At 67.1% G+C, this 15,876-nt stretch carries 14 protein-coding genes; 6 read left to right on the top strand and 8 right to left on the bottom strand.

All coding sequences use genetic code 11. The features are described from left to right. Nucleotides 1-7 precede the first annotated feature (7 nt). From QMK31_RS14985 to QMK31_RS14975, 3 genes are read right to left on the bottom strand one after another with little or no spacing between them, the layout of a single operon-like run. Nucleotides 8-1,174 carry an acyl-CoA dehydrogenase family protein gene (locus QMK31_RS14985; protein ID WP_283501744.1) on the bottom strand — a complete coding sequence of 389 codons (1,167 nt, stop codon included), beginning with the start codon at nt 1,172-1,174 and terminating at the stop codon, nt 8-10. Then, nucleotides 1,171-3,216 (bottom strand): ATP-binding protein, encoded by a 2,046-nt coding sequence (locus QMK31_RS14980; protein ID WP_283501743.1) that lies wholly within the window; start codon nt 3,214-3,216, stop codon nt 1,171-1,173. Before QMK31_RS14980 ends, QMK31_RS14985 begins: the two co-directional genes overlap by 4 nt. Before the next feature lie 14 nt (nt 3,217-3,230). Then, complete coding sequence (locus tag QMK31_RS14975) at nt 3,231-4,838, bottom strand: carboxyl transferase domain-containing protein (protein WP_283501819.1); 1,608 nt, start codon at nt 4,836-4,838, stop codon at nt 3,231-3,233. Nucleotides 4,839-4,951: 113 nt separating this feature from the next. Here QMK31_RS14975 and QMK31_RS14970 point away from each other — a divergent pair, with 113 nt between their 5' ends. Continuing rightward, entirely contained in the window at nt 4,952-5,566 is a 615-nt protein-coding gene (locus QMK31_RS14970) for an SACE_7040 family transcriptional regulator (RefSeq protein WP_283501742.1), read from the top strand. On the opposite strand, the gene QMK31_RS14965 is transcribed toward QMK31_RS14970, so the two are convergent. Beyond that, the gene (locus tag QMK31_RS14965) at nt 5,563-6,186 is read right to left on the bottom strand and encodes a LysE/ArgO family amino acid transporter (protein ID WP_283501741.1); all 624 of its coding nucleotides are present in this window, start codon (nt 6,184-6,186) and stop codon (nt 5,563-5,565) included. The genes QMK31_RS14970 and QMK31_RS14965 overlap by 4 nt on opposite strands. A 69-nt stretch (nt 6,187-6,255) precedes the next feature. On the opposite strand from QMK31_RS14965, the gene QMK31_RS14960 reads away from it, so the two are divergent. Continuing rightward, nucleotides 6,256-7,155 (top strand): LysR family transcriptional regulator ArgP, encoded by a 900-nt coding sequence (locus QMK31_RS14960; protein WP_283501740.1) that lies wholly within the window; start codon nt 6,256-6,258, stop codon nt 7,153-7,155. 4 nt (nt 7,156-7,159) lie between these two features. On the opposite strand, the gene QMK31_RS14955 is transcribed toward QMK31_RS14960, so the two are convergent. The 4 genes from QMK31_RS14955 to pdhA all read right to left on the bottom strand — a co-directional run bounded on the left by QMK31_RS14955 (nt 7,160) and on the right by pdhA (nt 11,649). Next, nucleotides 7,160-7,822 (bottom strand): 4a-hydroxytetrahydrobiopterin dehydratase, encoded by a 663-nt coding sequence (locus tag QMK31_RS14955; RefSeq protein WP_283501739.1) that lies wholly within the window; start codon nt 7,820-7,822, stop codon nt 7,160-7,162. A gap of 214 nt (nt 7,823-8,036) precedes the next feature. Continuing rightward, a complete protein-coding gene (locus QMK31_RS14950; RefSeq protein ID WP_283501738.1) occupies nt 8,037-9,494 on the bottom strand; it encodes a dihydrolipoamide acetyltransferase family protein in 1,458 nt (485 codons plus the stop codon). After that, a complete protein-coding gene (locus QMK31_RS14945) occupies nt 9,491-10,450 on the bottom strand; it encodes an alpha-ketoacid dehydrogenase subunit beta (RefSeq protein WP_283501818.1) in 960 nt (319 codons plus the stop codon). The genes QMK31_RS14950 and QMK31_RS14945 overlap by 4 nt, the downstream gene beginning before the upstream one ends. Before the next feature lie 98 nt (nt 10,451-10,548). Further along, complete coding sequence (gene pdhA / locus QMK31_RS14940) at nt 10,549-11,649, bottom strand: pyruvate dehydrogenase (acetyl-transferring) E1 component subunit alpha (RefSeq protein ID WP_283501737.1); 1,101 nt, start codon at nt 11,647-11,649, stop codon at nt 10,549-10,551. A gap of 131 nt (nt 11,650-11,780) precedes the next feature. Here pdhA and QMK31_RS14935 point away from each other — a divergent pair, with 131 nt between their 5' ends. From QMK31_RS14935 to QMK31_RS14920, 4 genes are all read left to right on the top strand, one after another. Beyond that, nucleotides 11,781-12,245 carry an Lrp/AsnC family transcriptional regulator gene (locus QMK31_RS14935; RefSeq protein WP_134503179.1) on the top strand — a complete coding sequence of 155 codons (465 nt, stop codon included), beginning with the start codon at nt 11,781-11,783 and terminating at the stop codon, nt 12,243-12,245. Nucleotides 12,246-12,427: 182 nt separating this feature from the next. Then, nucleotides 12,428-12,913, top strand: coding sequence for an NADH-quinone oxidoreductase subunit B family protein (locus tag QMK31_RS14930; protein WP_283501736.1), 486 nt, complete (start codon nt 12,428-12,430; stop codon nt 12,911-12,913). Then, entirely contained in the window at nt 12,910-14,925 is a 2,016-nt protein-coding gene (locus QMK31_RS14925; protein WP_283501735.1) for a proton-conducting transporter transmembrane domain-containing protein, read from the top strand. Before QMK31_RS14930 ends, QMK31_RS14925 begins: the two co-directional genes overlap by 4 nt. Then, complete coding sequence (locus QMK31_RS14920; protein WP_283501734.1) at nt 14,922-15,875, top strand: respiratory chain complex I subunit 1 family protein; 954 nt, start codon at nt 14,922-14,924, stop codon at nt 15,873-15,875. Before QMK31_RS14925 ends, QMK31_RS14920 begins: the two co-directional genes overlap by 4 nt. The last annotated feature ends 1 nt before the right edge of the window (nt 15,876 follow it).

The raw sequence follows: 15,876 nt of genomic DNA, 5'->3' as shown, positions 1-15,876 counted from the left end.
GGCCAGATCAGGCGGCGAAGCCGAGCGACCGGGCGATGATCATGAGCTGCACCTCGGTCGTGCCCTCGCCCAGTTCGAGCACTTTGGAATCACGATAGTGCCGGGCGACCGGATTTTCGTTCAGGAAGCCGTAGCCGCCGAAGATTTGGGTGGCGTCGCGGGCGTTGTCCATGGCCGCTTCACTGCCGATCATCTTGGCGATCGACGCCTCCATCTTGAACGGCTTGCCATTGATCATTTTCAGCGCCGCGTCGTAGTAGGCGAGGCGGGCGCTGTGCGCGCGGGCCTGCATGCGTGCCAGTTTGAAGGCGATGTGCTGGTTGGAACCGATCGCGCGACCGAAGACATTGCGGCTCTTCGCGTAGCGCACCGACTCGTCGAGGCAGCCCTGGGCAGCCCCGGCACACAGTGCGGCGAAAGCGATGCGGCCCTCGTCGAGGGTCTGCACAAAATTGGCGAAGCCGCGGCCGCGCTCACCGAGCAGGTTGGCTTCGGGTACGCGCACGTTGTCGAAGAGCAGCGGATGCGTGTCGGAGGTGTGCCAGCCGACCTTGTCGTAGGCGGGCAGTACGGTGAAACCGGGTGCCGGGGTTGGCACCAGGATGGCGGTGAGTTCCTTTTTGATTGAACCGTCGGCGCGGGTGGACTGGCCGGTGACCGCGGTGACGGTGACCAGCCGGGTGATGTCGGTGCCGGAGTTGGTGATGAACTGTTTGCTGCCGTTGATTACCCATTCGCCGTCTTCCAGTGAGGCGGTGGTCTTGGTGCCGGCGGCGTCGGAGCCGGCATCCGCTTCGGTGAGACCGAAGGCGGAGAGGGCCTTGCCGCTCGCGAGCAGCGGCACCCACTCCTGCTTCTGCTGTTCCGTGCCGCGACGGTAGACCGGCATGATGCCGAGGCCCACGCCCGCTTCGAGGGTGACGGCGATGCTCTGGTCGACGCGGCCCAGTTGTTCGACGGCGAGGCAGAGCGCGAAGTAGTCGCTGCCCTGGCCGCCGTATTCCTTCGGGAAGGGCAGGCCGAACAGGCCCAGCTCGCCCATCTGGTCGATGATGCCGTAGGGCAGGCTGCGCAGGGTGTCGTACTCGTAGGCGGCCGGCGCGACGACGGTGTCGGCGAAGTCGCGCACGGTGTCGCTCAGGGCCTGGTATTCGGGGGTGAGTTCGTAGCTCATGCTGGTTCTTCCTTGTCTGGGATGGTTTCGGGGGTGCTGATGGTCGCGACGATCTCATCGAGTGCCACGAGATCGCCGGTCTTGAGGTTGACGGTGACCCGGCCAGCCGTGGCGGCCACGAGTTTGTGTTCCATCTTCATGGCCTCGACGACCAGGAGGGTCTGCCCCACGGTGACGGTGTCACCGGTGGCGGCGTGCACCGCGATGACGGTGCCTGGCATCGGCGAACGCACGTCGGGGCTGGCCGCGCCTGGCACCCGGTCGCGACTGACCAGGTGTTCTGCGAGCTGTTCAGCCCGAGAGCGATGGCGTAGTTCGTGCGAGAAGCCGTCGGAGCCGATGTGCACGCGCGCCCCGGACTGGTTCATCGCAAACACGCGGGTCTGGCCGTCGTAGTCGACGCTAAAGGAGCCGCTGCGGCCTGCCACGGGAGCGAGTCCCGCCGTTACGGCCACGCCGTCGCCGATAGAAACGGATGCCGCCCCCGGCTCCCCCAGAACGCGCACCTCCACGGATTCGGTCGCGCTCACCCCCAGCGAGTAGCGCACCGGACGCGGCGAACCCGCGCGCCACCCGCTCGGCCGCGTCCACACACCGTTCGCGTTGCCCACATCGAACCCGGTGCCCATACGCCCGTGCAGGAACAGCGCGGTGGCGGCCAGCACGTGCTCGTCGGCACCACGAAACTCAAGGTCGGGAAGCTTGCGCTCGATCAGGCCGGTGTCGAGGCGGCCGGCTCGCACGTCGGCATCCGCCAGCAGCAGCCGCAGGTATTCGGTGTTGGTCTGCACGCCGAGCACCACTGTGTCGGCGAGCGCCCTGTCGAGTCTGGTGAGCGCCTCAAGCCGGGTGGGGGCCCAGGCGATCACCTTGGCGAGCATCGGGTCGTAGTGCGAGGCTATCGCAAGGCCCCGGGCCAGCGAACTGTCGACCCGCACGCCCTCACCGGTGGCCTCGTGGAGCTGCAGCACCGTGCCGGTGGTCGGCAGAAAGCCGCGCTCGGGATTCTCGGCGTAGACCCGCGCTTCGATCGCATGCCCCGTGAGGCATATATCGGTCTGAGCGAGGGTGAGCGTCTCCCCCGCCGCAATACGCAGCTGCCAGTCCACGAGGTCAAGGCCGGTGACCATCTCGGTGACCGGGTGTTCCACCTGCAGGCGGGTGTTCATCTCCATGAAGAAGAATTCGTCGGGCGCAGCCGCGGAGACCAGAAATTCCACGGTGCCGGCGCCGCTGTAGCCCACGCTGCGGGCGGCGGCGCACGCTGCCTCGCCGATACGGGCGCGGGTGACCTCATCGAGCAGGGGCGATGGCGCCTCCTCGATGACCTTCTGATGCCGGCGCTGCAGCGAGCACTCGCGCTCGCCGAGGTGGATCACGGCGCCGTGGTCGTCGGCGAGCACCTGCACCTCAATGTGCCGCGGCGTCGCCACGAGACGCTCGAGCAGCAACGTGTCATCGCCAAACGCGCTCTGCGCCACGCGCCGGGCGGTCACGAGGGTGGCCGGCAGGTCTTCGGCCCGTTCCACCACGTGCATGCCCTTGCCGCCACCGCCGGCGGAGGGCTTGATGAGCAGCGGGTAGCCCACGTCGACGGCCGCCTTGATCAGCTGCTCGTTGCTCAAGCCCGGCTTCGCCACCCCGGGGATGATCGGCACCCCGTAGCCGGCCACATGGTTTTTTGAACGGATCTTGTCGCCCATCACATTGAGCGCGTGCACGCTCGGCCCGATGAATACGATCCCGGCGTCGGCGCACGCCTGCGCGAAGGCCTGGTTCTCGCTGAGAAACCCGTAGCCCGGGTGGATGGCCTGGGCTCCGGTTCGGGCCGCGGCGGCCAGAACGGCCTCGACGTTGAGGTAGCTGTCGGCCGGGGCGGCGCCGCCGAGGCGCACCGCGGCATCCGCCAGCGACACGTGCACAGCGTCACGGTCAGCGTCGCTATACACCGCCACAGAGCGGATGCCCCGCGCGCGCAACGTGCGAATGATGCGGCAGGCGATTTCGCCGCGGTTGGCGACCAGAACGGTATCAAATGTCATGGGAAGGGTCTCACTCACATTCGGAAGAGGCCGAAGGCGGACTCAGCGAGCGGCGCGGTAGCGCACACGGCGAGGGCGAGTCCCAGTATCGTGCGGGTGTCGGCGGGGTCGATGACGCCGTCGTCCCAGAGCCGGGCGGTGGAATAGTAGGGACTGCCCTGGGTTTCGTATGTGGCCAGGATCGGATCTTTGAACGCGGTCTCTGCGTCGGCCGACCATTCACCGCCGCCGCCCTCGATCTGCTCGCGCTTGACGGTCGCGAGCACAGCGGAGGCCTGCGGTCCGCCCATCACGGAAATGCGGCTGCCCGGCCACATCCAGAGGAAGCGCGGCGAGTAGGCGCGGCCGCACATGGAGTAGTTGCCGGCTCCGAAGGAGCCGCCGATCACGACGGTGAGCTTGGGCACGCGGGCGGTGGCGACCGCGGTGACCATCTTGGCGCCGTGCTTGGCGATGCCGCCAGCTTCGGCGTCTCGGCCCACCATAAATCCGGAGATGTTCTGCAGGAAAACGAGAGGAATTCCGCGCTGGTCGCAGAGTTCGATGAAGTGCGCGCCTTTAAGCGCGGAGTCGGCAAAGAGGATGCCGTTGTTGGCGACGATCCCCACCGGGTGGCCGTGGATGTGCGCGAACCCCGTCACGAGAGTGGTGGCGTACTCACGCTTGAATTCGTGGAACTCGCTGCCGTCGACGATGCGGGCGATGACTTCGTGCACGTCGTACTGCCCCTGCACATCGACGGGGACGGCTCCATACAGTTCGCTCTCGTCGGCGACCGGGTCAACAAATGGGATCACATCCCAAGCGGGTGCATTGGCCCTTGGCAGGGTTGAGATAATGTCGCGCACGATCTGCAGCGCATGCTCGTCGTTCTCGGCGAGGTGGTCGGTTACGCCGGAGACGCGGGCGTGCAGCTCGCCACCGCCGAGCTCCTCCGCGGTGACGATTTCGCCGATCGCGGCTTTGACCAGGGGCGGTCCGCCCAGGAAGATGGTGCCCTGGTTACGTACGATCACGGTCTCGTCACTCATCGCCGGCACGTAGGCGCCGCCGGCGGTGCATGATCCCAATACCGCAGCGATCTGCGGGATCTTGACCGCGGACATCCGCGCCTGGTTGTAGAAGATGCGCCCGAAATGATCGCGATCGGGAAAGACCTCGTCTTGCAGGGGAAGGTAGGCCCCACCGGAGTCGACGAGGTACACGCAGGGCAGTCGGTTTTCGAGCGCGATCTCCTGGGCCCGCAGATGTTTTTTCACCGTCATCGGGTAGTAGGTGCCGCCCTTGACGGTGGCGTCGTTGGAGATGACGAGCACGTAGCGGCCATGCACGAGGCCGATGCCGGCGATGACGCCGGCGCCGGGGCTGTCGTCGTTATAGAGGCCGGTCGCAGCGAGCGGCGCGATCTCGAGGAACGGGCTGCCGTCGTCGAGCAGCTGGTCGATGCGTTCGCGCGGCAGCAACTTGCCGCGGGCGAGGTGGCGCTGCCGGGACTTCTCCGGTCCACCGAGGGCGATCGTGGCGAGGCGCTGCTGCAGGTCGGTCACGAGGCGGCGCTGGGCGGTGTCATTAGCGACAAACGCCTGAGCAGAGGAGTCGAGCTGACTCGCGAGTGTCTCCATCGACATCTTCCCATTGGTGAGGCCGGAACGCCCGGCATCAACTACAGTTAGTGATTACTAACTGGAATTCAGGTTAGTCATGATTAACTCAAAAGTCCAGTGGAAAGGTTCGCATGAGCGCACGGACCGAAACAACGCCGCGCAGGCAGGCCAAGGCCGACCGACGCTCCGCTCTCCTCGGCGCCGCCGCAACGCTTTTCGCCCAGTCCGGATTCAACGGCGTCTCCATCGAAGACCTCGGTGCCGCCGCCGGAGTGAGCGGTCCGGCCGTGTATCGACACTTCAGCGGGAAGCAGGCCATGCTGGCCGCGCTGCTCATCGACGTGAGCGAGGACCTCGTGGCCGGTGGTCGGGCCGTCGTGACCGAAACAACGGATGCCCAGGCCGCCCTCCGCAAGCTCGTGCGCTTTCACGTACAGTTCGCCCTCTCCAATCCCGACGTCATCCGGGTGCAGGACCGCGATCTGGCCAGCCTCGCGGAGGCCGACCGGCACCGGGTGCGCCTACTGCAGCGTGAGTATGTGGAACTGTGGGTGGAGGTGCTGCACCGCGTTCACCCCCCGGTCGACGAGGCGCTGCTGCGCATTCGGGCCCACGCGACCTTCGGACTGCTGAACTCGACGCCGCACAGCGCGCGCGCTTCCGCGCAGCCGGCCGTGCGCGCTCTGCTCGAGGAGATGGCACTCGCCGCCCTCGGCCTTCCGGGCGCCGCACAAAGCCCTGGCTAGTGCCCGAGCGCCAGGCGCACACCAAGGGCGATCATCACTACGGCGATCACCGCGTCGAGCACTCGCCACGATGCCGGCTTGGCAAATACCGGTCGCAGCAGGCGTGCCCCGAAGCCGAGTGCGCAGAACCAGACGAAGCTGGCCGCAATGGCGCCTCCCGCCCACCACCAGCGTTCCGCCGCGCCCTGCTGGTTAGCGACGGCCCCGAGGAACAACACTGTGTCCAAGTAGACGTGCGGATTCAGCCAGGTGAGGGCGAGCACGCTCACGACGGCGACCCTCATTCCGGTCGTGGCCACGACCCCTGAGACGACGAGCGCCCCCGGGCGGATCGCGCGGCGAGCCGCGAAGAGCCCGTAAATGACCAGAAATCCGGAGCCCAGTACGCGGATCACGATGACCGCCACCGGCGCCGCGGCCACGACTACCCCGAGCCCGAGCACGCCGGCCAGAATCAGCACGGCATCCGACACTGCGCAGATCGCGACCACCGCAACGATGACTCGGTTGTGGCCCTCGATGCCGAGTCGCAGCACGAAGGCATTCTGAGATCCGATCGCGATGATGAGGGAGAGCCCGGTGGCGAAGCCAAGCAGGGCTGGCACAAAAGTTGAGGTCACTCGTGCAACGCTAGGCGCTTTAGTCAATGCAGTACATCTATTGTTTCTTAGGTTGGATAAGCTGATCTAATGCAGCGCTTTACGCTCGAACAGCTTGCCACCCTGCTGGCGCTCGTCGACGAGGGCTCGTTCGACGTGGCCGCAACCCGACTTCACGTGACACCGTCCGCGGTTTCCCAGCGAGTCAAAGCGATGGAACAGACCTGCGGGCAGGTGTTGGTGCAGCGCACGACTCCGGTGCGACTCACCGATGCCGGCAACGTGTTGCTGCGCTTTGCCCGCCAGGTGGAGCTGCTCGAGGCCGACACGGTGCGCCAATTGCACGACGGCCGGTCCGACGGTGGTGTGTTTCTCGTATCCCTCGCCGTGAACGCCGACAGCCTCGCCACCTGGTTTCTCGATGCCCTCGCCGGACTCGGGGAGAGCCTCGGCGTGGCCTTCGACCTGAATCGGGAAGACCAGGAACACACCACGAGGCTGTTGCGCGCGGGGACGGTCATGGCGGCGGTGACGTCAACACGGGAGGCCGTGCAGGGTTGTGTCACCGAGCTGCTCGGTCAGATGCGCTATCGCGCTGTCGCGACGCCCGCGTTCATCGCCCGCTGGCTGCCGTCGGGTGCCAGCCTGGACGACCTGTCCCGTGCGCCCGTCGTCGCCTTCGAACGAAACGATGACCTGCAGGAGGCATTTCTGCGCGAGCACACGGGAACGGGCAGCAGCGGACCCGTTCATTACATTCCGACATCAAACGACTTCGTGCGGGCGATCCTGCTCGGCTTCGGCTGGGGCATGCTGCCCGAGCAGCAGTGCGCCGCCGAAATCGCCGACGGCCGCCTGGTCGATCTGGCCCCCGAGAAGGCGGTGGATGTGGAGCTGTTCTGGCAGCGCTGGAACCTCGCCTCACCGCTGCTCGATGCCGTCTCGGCGGCGGTGCGGGCCGAAGCCCGGGCGACGCTGCGCCCGTTTTAGCCGGTCAGGACGCGGCGGTGCAGACGCAGAGTTCGTTGCCCTCGACGTCGGCGAGCACCCACCAGTCGGGAGCGTGCTCGTCGGTGAGCAGCACGCCACCGCCCAAGAGCACGGCCGCGACCCGGTCTTCGGCATCGTCGCTCGGCACGTAGACATCGAGATGAATGCGGTTTCGCTCGGTGCGGGCGATCTCCATGTGCTGGAACCAGACCTTGGGGGCGATCCCGCGCGGGTCGACGAGCTCGATGCCGTCATCGCCGGCAACCTCGGTGTAGCCAAGACCAACCCGCCAGAATGGGCGCACGGCATCCGCGTCGGTGCAGTCGATCGCAATTTCGTACCGGGTCGGCTGCGCGGGGGGTGCGGTAGCACCGAGGGTGTCGGCGAGCTGCTGCACCCGGGCCGCGAGCTCGAGATCGCGAGCGGTCACTCCCCCGGCGTCGTGCGAGGTCAACTCGAGCGACACAGTGCCGTAGCGAAGGCGCACGTCGGGGTGGTGGTTCAGCTCCTCGGCGACCGCGCCGACACGGTTGACGAGCTCGAGAGCCGACACGAAGTCTTTGGTGTGAAACGTGGCGTGCAGGCATCCGTCAAGATGCACGAATGCGGTGCCCGCCAGCTGCTTCTTCGTCGAGAAGGGGGTAAGGAGTGCGCCGTGAGCGTTCATGCCTCCACTCTCCTCCGCCGTCCCACCCCGGTCAACCGCCCGTCTGCCGCATAACTCCTGCAATCTGCCGAGCCGAAAAATGGATGCCGCGGAAATCCGCGGAACGTTTCGGGCCGGCCGAGAAATTGCAGGAGTTATGCGTGCCACGGTTGACGAGACGACTGGTGCTGTGGGCTGGCGGCAGCAATTGGGGTGGTGCGAAGGACGGAACGAGTCAGACCATGGTCAGCACGCGGGCCGGGTCGGCGAGGATGGTTGCGATGTCGGCAAGGAAGCGGGAGCCCTGCTCGCCGTCCACCAGACGGTGGTCGAACGACAGGCTGAGCGTGAGCACCTTGCGCAGCGCGACCTGCCCGCGATACTCCCACGGCTGAGAGCGGATGGCGCCCAGCGCGAGGATTGCCGCCTCCCCGGGGTTAAGAATCGGGGTACCAGCGTCGATGCCGAACACGCCGATATTGGTGATGGTGATCGTGCCGCCGGAGAGCGCCGCCGGGGTGGTCGTACCGGCCCTGGCAGCGGTGGTGAGTTCGGCGAGCGCGGCGGCGAGGCCGCGCAGGTCGAGCCGGTCGGCGTCGACGATGTTGGGCACGAGCAGGCCGCGCGGGGTAGCCGCGGCGATGCCGAGGTTCACGTGGTGGAACTGCACGATTTCGCCGGCCGGCTCATCCCATCGGGTGTTGGCCGCGGGGGTGCGGCCGACGGCGAGGCAGAGCGCCTTGGCCACCACCGCGAGGATGCCGATGCCGGCGTCGGCAAACTGGCGGTCAGCGCGGAGGGAATCGAGCAGTTCGACGGTGGGTGTGACGTCGATGGTGAGGAACTCGGTCACGTGCGGCGCCGTGAAGGCGCTCTGCACCATGGCGGCGGCCGTGAGTTTGCGCAGGCTTTTGATCGGCGTGCGGGTCTCGCGCTCGAACGCTGCGGGCGCTGTGGTGTCGGGCGGCGTCGCGGGCAGACCTGTCGCCGGCACGGACTCGGTGAGGTGGGCGCGCACATCGTCGCGCGTGATCAGGCCGTCGCGCCCGGTTCCGGTGACCGTGGTGAGGTCGATGCCGAGGTCGCGGGCCAGGGCACGCACCGGCGGCGTCGAGCGCGGGCGTTCGGCAACGGATGCTGTGGCGGGCTGGTCGAGGGAGGGCGCGGCCGGCCGGCCTGGCGCGGCATCCGCTGCCGTGGGCGGTTGCGCGGAAGACGCGGCCGGCGTCGTGTGGTCGGCACGGGCTACCTCCGCCTGTTCCGGAGCGGCCGTTTCGGCGACGGCCGCCTGAGCGCCACCCGGCCGGGCACGACGCTGCGGATGGCCGCCGCGTTCAACGGCGGGACCATAGCCGACCAGGTTGGCCTCGCGCCGCTCGGCCGGGTCTGAAACCGGGGCTGAAACCGGGGCCGGCGCCGCGGCATCCGTTGGCGGATCGGAATCGGGGTCGGCGCCGCCGATATCGAAGCTGACGATTGGTTCACCGACGTGCACGACCACCCCGGCTGGCTGGTGCAGCACGCGCACCACTCCGGCGAACGGGCTCGGCAGTTCAACGACCGCCTTGGCCGTTTCAACGTCGGCGATGTGCTGGTTGAGAGTGACCTCATCGCCCGGCGCCACCAGCCAGGCCACGATCTCGCTCTCGGTGAGCCCCTCACCGAGGTCGGGCAGCTTGAAGATCTTGATCATCGTCGCCCCATGACCCGGTCGACGCCGTCGAGGATGCGGTCGAGGTCGGGCAGGTGGTGGTTTTCGAGCTTGGCCGGCGGGTAGGGCACGTCGAAGCCGGTCACCCGCACCGGCGCGGATTCCAGGTAGCTGAAGCAGCGCTCGGTAATGGTCGCGATGAGCTCGCCGCCGAGTCCGCCCGACTGGGCCGCCTCGTGCGTCACGACGAGGCGCCCGGTCTTACGAACGGATGCCTCCACCGCCGCGTAATCCACCGGTGACAGCGAGCGCAGGTCGATGACCTCGATCGATATACCCTCGTCGAAAGCGGCGAGCGCCGCGTCGCGCGCGGTCGATACGAGCGCGCCATAGGTGAGGAGCGTGACATCTGTTCCTGGCCGCACGACGACGGCTTTCTCCATCGCGGCACCAAGCTCTGGCACGACCTCACCCTTGACGTGGTAGCGACGCTTGGGCTCGAAGTAGAGCACCGGGTCGTCGCTCGCGATGGCTTGCCGAATGAGGCTGTAGGCGTCCTGAGGGTTGGAAACGGCGATCACGCGCAGGCCGGAGGTGTGGGTGAAGTACGCTTCCGGTGATTCGGAGTGATGTTCGGCCGCTCCGATTCCGCCGCCGAACGGCACCCGGATGGTGATCGGCATGCGCACGGCGCCCTGGGTGCGGTAGTGGAACTTGGCAACCTGGCTGACGATCTGGTCGAAGCCGGGAAAGATGAAGCCGTCGAACTGGATCTCGCAGACCGGGCGGTAGCCGCGGTAGGCCAGGCCCACGGCGGTTCCGATGATGGCCGATTCGGCGAGCGGAGTGTCAATGACCCGGCGAGCGCCGAACTGGGCGAGCAGGTCGCTGGTCACCCGGAAGACACCGCCGAGGGCGCCGATGTCTTCGCCGAGCAGCACAACCTTGGGGTCATCGAGCATGGCCTGGCGCAGGCCTTCGTTGATGGCCTTGCCCATGGTGAGCGTCTTGGTCTCACTCAAAGGTGTGGGGGCCGGGGCGGTGAGGCCGGGAACGGTCGAGACCGTGGCGGGAGTCATCAGGGTGGTCATGGTCATCACGCCTTTGAGTTCTGTTCAACACTGCCAAAGCTCGTGAGATAGCCGGCGTAATCGGTACGCTGGCGCTCGAGACTGGCATGGGGGGTGGCATAGACGTGGTCGAACACGCTCAGCGGTTCGGGGTCTGGCATGCCGATACAGCCGGCACGCAGTTCAGCCGCTGCAGCATCGGCGATCGCCTGGGTAGCCGCCTCGACCTCTGGCGTGATCTCACCGAGCGCGCTCAACAACCGGTGCAGGCGCAGCAGGGGGTCCCGCGTCTTCCACTCGGCGAGTTCGGCGGGGTCGCGGTAGCGGGTGGGGTCATCCGCTGTGGTGTGCGGTCCCATGCGGTAGGTGACGGCTTCGATGAAGGTGGGCCCATTGCCGGTACGGGCCCGGTCGAGGGCGATGCGGGTCGCCGCCAGCACGGCGATCACGTCGTTGCCGTCGATGCGGAGGCTGGGAATTCCGAAGCCCGGTGCACGATCGGCGATGTTGCGGTGGGCCTGCACACCGACCGGTTCGGAGATGGCCCAGTGGTTGTTCTGGCAGAAGAAGACCACCGGGGCCTGGAAGCTCGCGGCGAAGACCATGGCCTCGTTGACGTCGCCCTCGCTCGTGGCACCGTCGCCGAAATAGGTGATTGCAACGGAGTCGACGTCGTCGCGCTGGGCGCCGAGGGCCCAGCCGGTGGCGTGCAGGGTCTGCGCGCCGATGATGATCGCCGGGGTGGCCATGTTCACCGTGTAGGGGTCCCAACCGGACTGGGCGTTGCCGCGCCAGACTTTGACGATGTCGGTGAGTTTGACCCCGCGGCAATAGGCGACCGCGTTCTCGCGGTAGCTCGGAAAGACGAAGTCGTCGCTGCGCAGGGCGCGGGCCGAACCGACCTGGGAAGCTTCCTGGCCGAGCAGCGGCGGCCAGAGGCCGAGTTCGCCCTGGCGTTGCAGGGCCGTCGCCTCGGTATCGATGCGACGCACGACAACCATGTCGCGGTAGAGCGCGAGCAGGGCGGGGCCGTCGAGATCGTCGACCCACTGGTCGAAGTCCGGCCGCGGCATCCGCTCGCCGTCAAGTGAGAGCAGCTGCACCGGCTGGGGGGAGAAATCAATCATGGGTCGCTCCGAGCGTCATTGCTAAAGTTGACGTGAGCCTATGTCTACCGAACAGGCAGCACAACCACTGCCAAAAATAGTGAGCAGAGTGCCCTATTCAGGCGCGCCAGACCGTGTTAATGTTTTGCACTATGTACAGCCTTGACAAGACCGATACGAAGCTCCTTCAGGCGCTCTCCGCCGACCCGCGCAGCACCTTCGTTGCGCTCGCCGACACGCTGGGCCTGTCCCGCAATACCGTGCAGGCCCGCATGAAGCGATTGGAGGATTCGGGCGCCTTTCTCGGCTTCGATCGCCGCATCAATCCGGCCGCGCTCGGCTATCCACTGACCGCCTTCATCGAGGTGCACGTACAGCAGAAACGGCTCGCCCAAATCGTGATCGATCTGGCCCTGATTCCCGAGATCGTGCAGGCGCACGGCATGAGTGGGCAGGCCGATCTGCTCGTTCGGGTGGTCTGTACGGATGCCGCCGACCTGTTCCGCATCGACGGCACGATCCTCGCCTGCGACGGAGTGGAACGCACCGAGACCTCGCTCGCTATGGGCGAGGTCATCCCCTACCGCCTCACCCCGCTGCTCGACCGCCGCGGCTAGCGCGATCTATTTGCTAAATTGTTCATATAGTTATATAAAGAAGTAATGAAGTTAGTTGCGCTGGTAGTCTTGCACTCAACCAGACGCACCGCAGAATCCGTCGCCTGCCCAACACCTTCGACTTTCGCGCTCCCCACAGAAGGCACCAGCTTCGTGAACATGCATGCACACCGGGGACTCGGATGAGTTTCCTGCGATTGGCCACCCTCATTCGTCACAGCGCACGCATCGCCGAACCGGCGCCGCCCGCCCCGCCCCTGTTTCCAGGGGCCGAGGTGCTCGGCGGCAGCGTGCAGGTGCGTTTCATCAATGCCGGCGGCTGTAACGACTGCGCCCTCGAAGTCTCGGCCGCCTTCGGTCCGGTCTACGACGTGGAACGCTATGGCGCGCGCCTGGTGCCTTCGCCACGGCACGCGGACGTGCTACTCATCGTCGGCAGCGTGACCCGCAACATGGCCGAGCCGCTGCGCCGCACCATCGAGGCCACCCCCACCCCCCGGTTCGTGATCGCGGTCGGTGACTGCGCCCTCCACGGCGGCGCCTTTCGCGACGGTTATGGCATCATGGGGCCGGTGTCCGATTTCGCGCACGTCGACATCGAGGTACCGGGCAGTCCGCCGGAACCGGCCGATATCGTGCGGGCGCTGCGCCGGATGACCGGTCGATGACCGGCATCGGAGCCGGCCTGCTCCTGCAACTGTTCCTCGGCGCGCTGGCCGTGGCGAGCGCCCTCCTGGCGGCACCGTCTCTGCGGTCACGGGCGGGCGGCATCCTCTGCACCCTCATCGCCGTGACCGGCTTCGTCACCGGCCTCTCCGCCCTGCTCGGCGCCACCGGCGGTCTGCTCATTCCGATCGCTCTGCCGATGGATCCCCTGCGGCTGGCCCCCGATCGCCTCGGCGGCCTGTTCATGCTCATCGTCTCCGGAGTCGGCATTCTGGTGTCGCTCTACTCGATGAGCTCCACCCGCGGACCCGACGCGAGCCGCACCGCCTGGGTGGCCATGCCGGTGTTCCTCGTAGGAATGCAGCTCGTACCGGCCGCGACCGACTCGGTGTCGTTCCTGCTGGCCTGGGAGATCATGACCCTCGGCTCCACCGTGCTGCTGCTGGCCGACCATGCCAGCCGGGCAACGGTCGCCTCGGCCGGCATCTGGTATTCGGCCATGTCGCAGCTGAGTTTCTTCTTCATCCTGGCCGGATTCGCCGTGCTCGCCGCAGCGTCGGGCGGCACGAGCTTCACCAACCTGCAGATCGAACCGGGTTCCTGGGCCGCCAATGTGGCCTTCGTGCTGTTCCTGCTCGGTTTCGGCGGCAAGGCCGAACTCGTTCCGCTGCACGTCTGGGTGCCCCGGGTACTGCCCGAAGCGCCCAGCCACGTCTCGGCCGCGATGAGCGGTGCCATGGTCAAGATCGGTGTCTACGGCGCCTTACTGGTGTGCGTGCGCCTGCTGCCCGACGGCCCGGCCTGGTGGGGCATCGCGATCATGCTGGTCGGTGGCGCCTCCGCCCTCTACGGAATTCTGCAGGCCTCCGTCTCGAGCGATCTCAAGGTGTTGCTCGCGTATTCGACCACCGAGAACATGGGCCTGGTCTTTCTCGGACTCGGCGCGAGCATGCTGCTGCGCGGCTATGACGCCACCGCCGCAGCGGATGCCGCGCTCGTCGCCGCCCTGCTGCTCGCCGTCAGCCACGCGGCGTTCAAATCAACCCTGTTCCTCGGTGCCGGCGCCATCATCCACGCCACCGGGGAGCGCAACCTCGACCGGCTCGGCGGGCTCGGCGCCCGCATGCCGGTGACGGCCGCCGCGTTTGGCATTGCCAGCCTCGGCGCCGCCGCCATCCCGATCACGAGCGGCTTCGTCGCCGAGTGGATGCTGCTGCAGTCACTCATCCACGGCGGTCGCCTTGACGGGGCGGTCGTCTCCGTCGCGGCATCCGTTGCCATGCCGCTCGCCGTCGCCGTGATCGCCCTCACCGCCGGACTCGCGCTGCTCACCTTCGTCAAGGCCTACGGCATCGCCTTTCTCGCCCGCCCGCGCAGTCGCGCCGCAGCGGATGCCCGCGAGGTCCCGCCAGTCATGCAACTCTCACTCGCCCTCGGCGCGCTGTTCGTGCTCGCCCTCGGGCTGCTCCCCGGGCCGGTCGCCGCGCTCGTGGCGCACACGATCAGCCCGAACCCGACGGCCGCGGTGCAGTCGGTCGGCCTCGGCGGGGTCTCGCTGCCTGGCATCGGCGCTGTGCTCGACCCGATCATGCTGGTCGTGCTCTCCGCTCTCGTCGCCATCCCGGTGGTCGTGTCGATCATCGTTTCCGGCCGTCGGCATCCGCACCGCACCGTCGACCTGCCCTGGGGCGGCGGCGGCTCCCGGGCGCGCCCACGCATGCAGTACACCGCGACCTCCTATGCCGAACCGCTCGTGCGGGTCTTCGACGACGTGCTCAAGCCGTCACGCGACGTGCAGGTCACCCATGTGGCCGAGTCGCGCTACCTGGTGGAACGGGTGGAGGTGGAACAACGCGTCTCTGACGTGTTCGAAACCCGGCTGTACCGTCCGGTGCTCAACCTGTTCCAACGCTACGGAATCGTCGTGCGGCATGTCGCCAACGGCAGCATCCACCGGTATCTGTCTTATTCCTTCGCTGCCCTATTGATCGTGCTGATTGTGGTCTCGCTGTGAACGCCGCGCTCAGCGCCATCATCATCGCCTTCGTGCAGGTCGTGCTGTTCGTCTTTCTCGCCCCGCTGCTCATGGGCGTGATCCGCCAAGTGCGGGCCACCATCGAGGGCCGTGCCGGTGCCGGAATCTGGCAGCCCTGGCGTGACGTGCGTAAGCTGCTCGCGAAGAACCCGGTGCGCGCCGAAGGCAGCAGCTGGATGCTCAGGGCCGGACCGGTCGCCCTGATGGTCTCGAGCCTGCTGCTCTGCGTGCTGCTACCACTCGTGGGCACCATCCCGTTTCCGTCCATTCCGAGCGACCTGTTCGTCATCGTCTCGGTCATGTTGATCGGCGTCGTCGCGCTCGCGCTGGTAGGACTCGACGGTGGAACAGCGTTCGGTGGCATGGGGTCCAGCCGGCACATGACCGTCGCCGCACTCGTCGAACCGACCCTGCTGCTCGCGGTCTACGCCCTGTCGATCCCGGCCCAGACGAGCACTATCTCGGCCATTGTCGAAACCCGCCTGTTCTCCCCGGCGGTCATCATCTCGCCGGTCAGCGTGCTGGCCCTGGTGGCCCTGTCGATCGCGATCATGGCCGAAACTGCCCGCCTGCCGATCGACAACCCTGGCACCCACCTCGAATTGACCATGCTGCACGAGGCGATGACCCTCGAAGCGAGCGGTCGCGACCTGGCCTGGCTCGAAGTCGGCTCCTGGCTGAAGCTCGCCGCCCTGCTCGGCCTGGTCAGCAACCTCGTCGTGCCGTGGGGCGTCGTCACCGAGTTCAGCGCCCTCGGCCTGGCCCTCGGCGTTGTCAGCATTACCGTGAAGGTGCTCGTGCTCGGTGTGCTGCTGAGCGTCGGCGAGATCTTCCTGGCCAAGGTGCGCCTATTCCAGGTGCCCGAGCTTCTCGCGGGTTCCTTTGCCCTCGCCTTCCTGGCCGTCACCGCCTCCTACCTGGTCGTCTGAG

This window comes from Cryobacterium sp. PH31-O1, assembly GCF_030063455.1.
Taxonomy (GTDB): Bacteria; Actinomycetota; Actinomycetes; order Actinomycetales; family Microbacteriaceae; genus Cryobacterium.
Note: the sequence above shows the minus strand (reverse complement) of the source record. Positions and strands in the feature narration are given on the sequence as shown.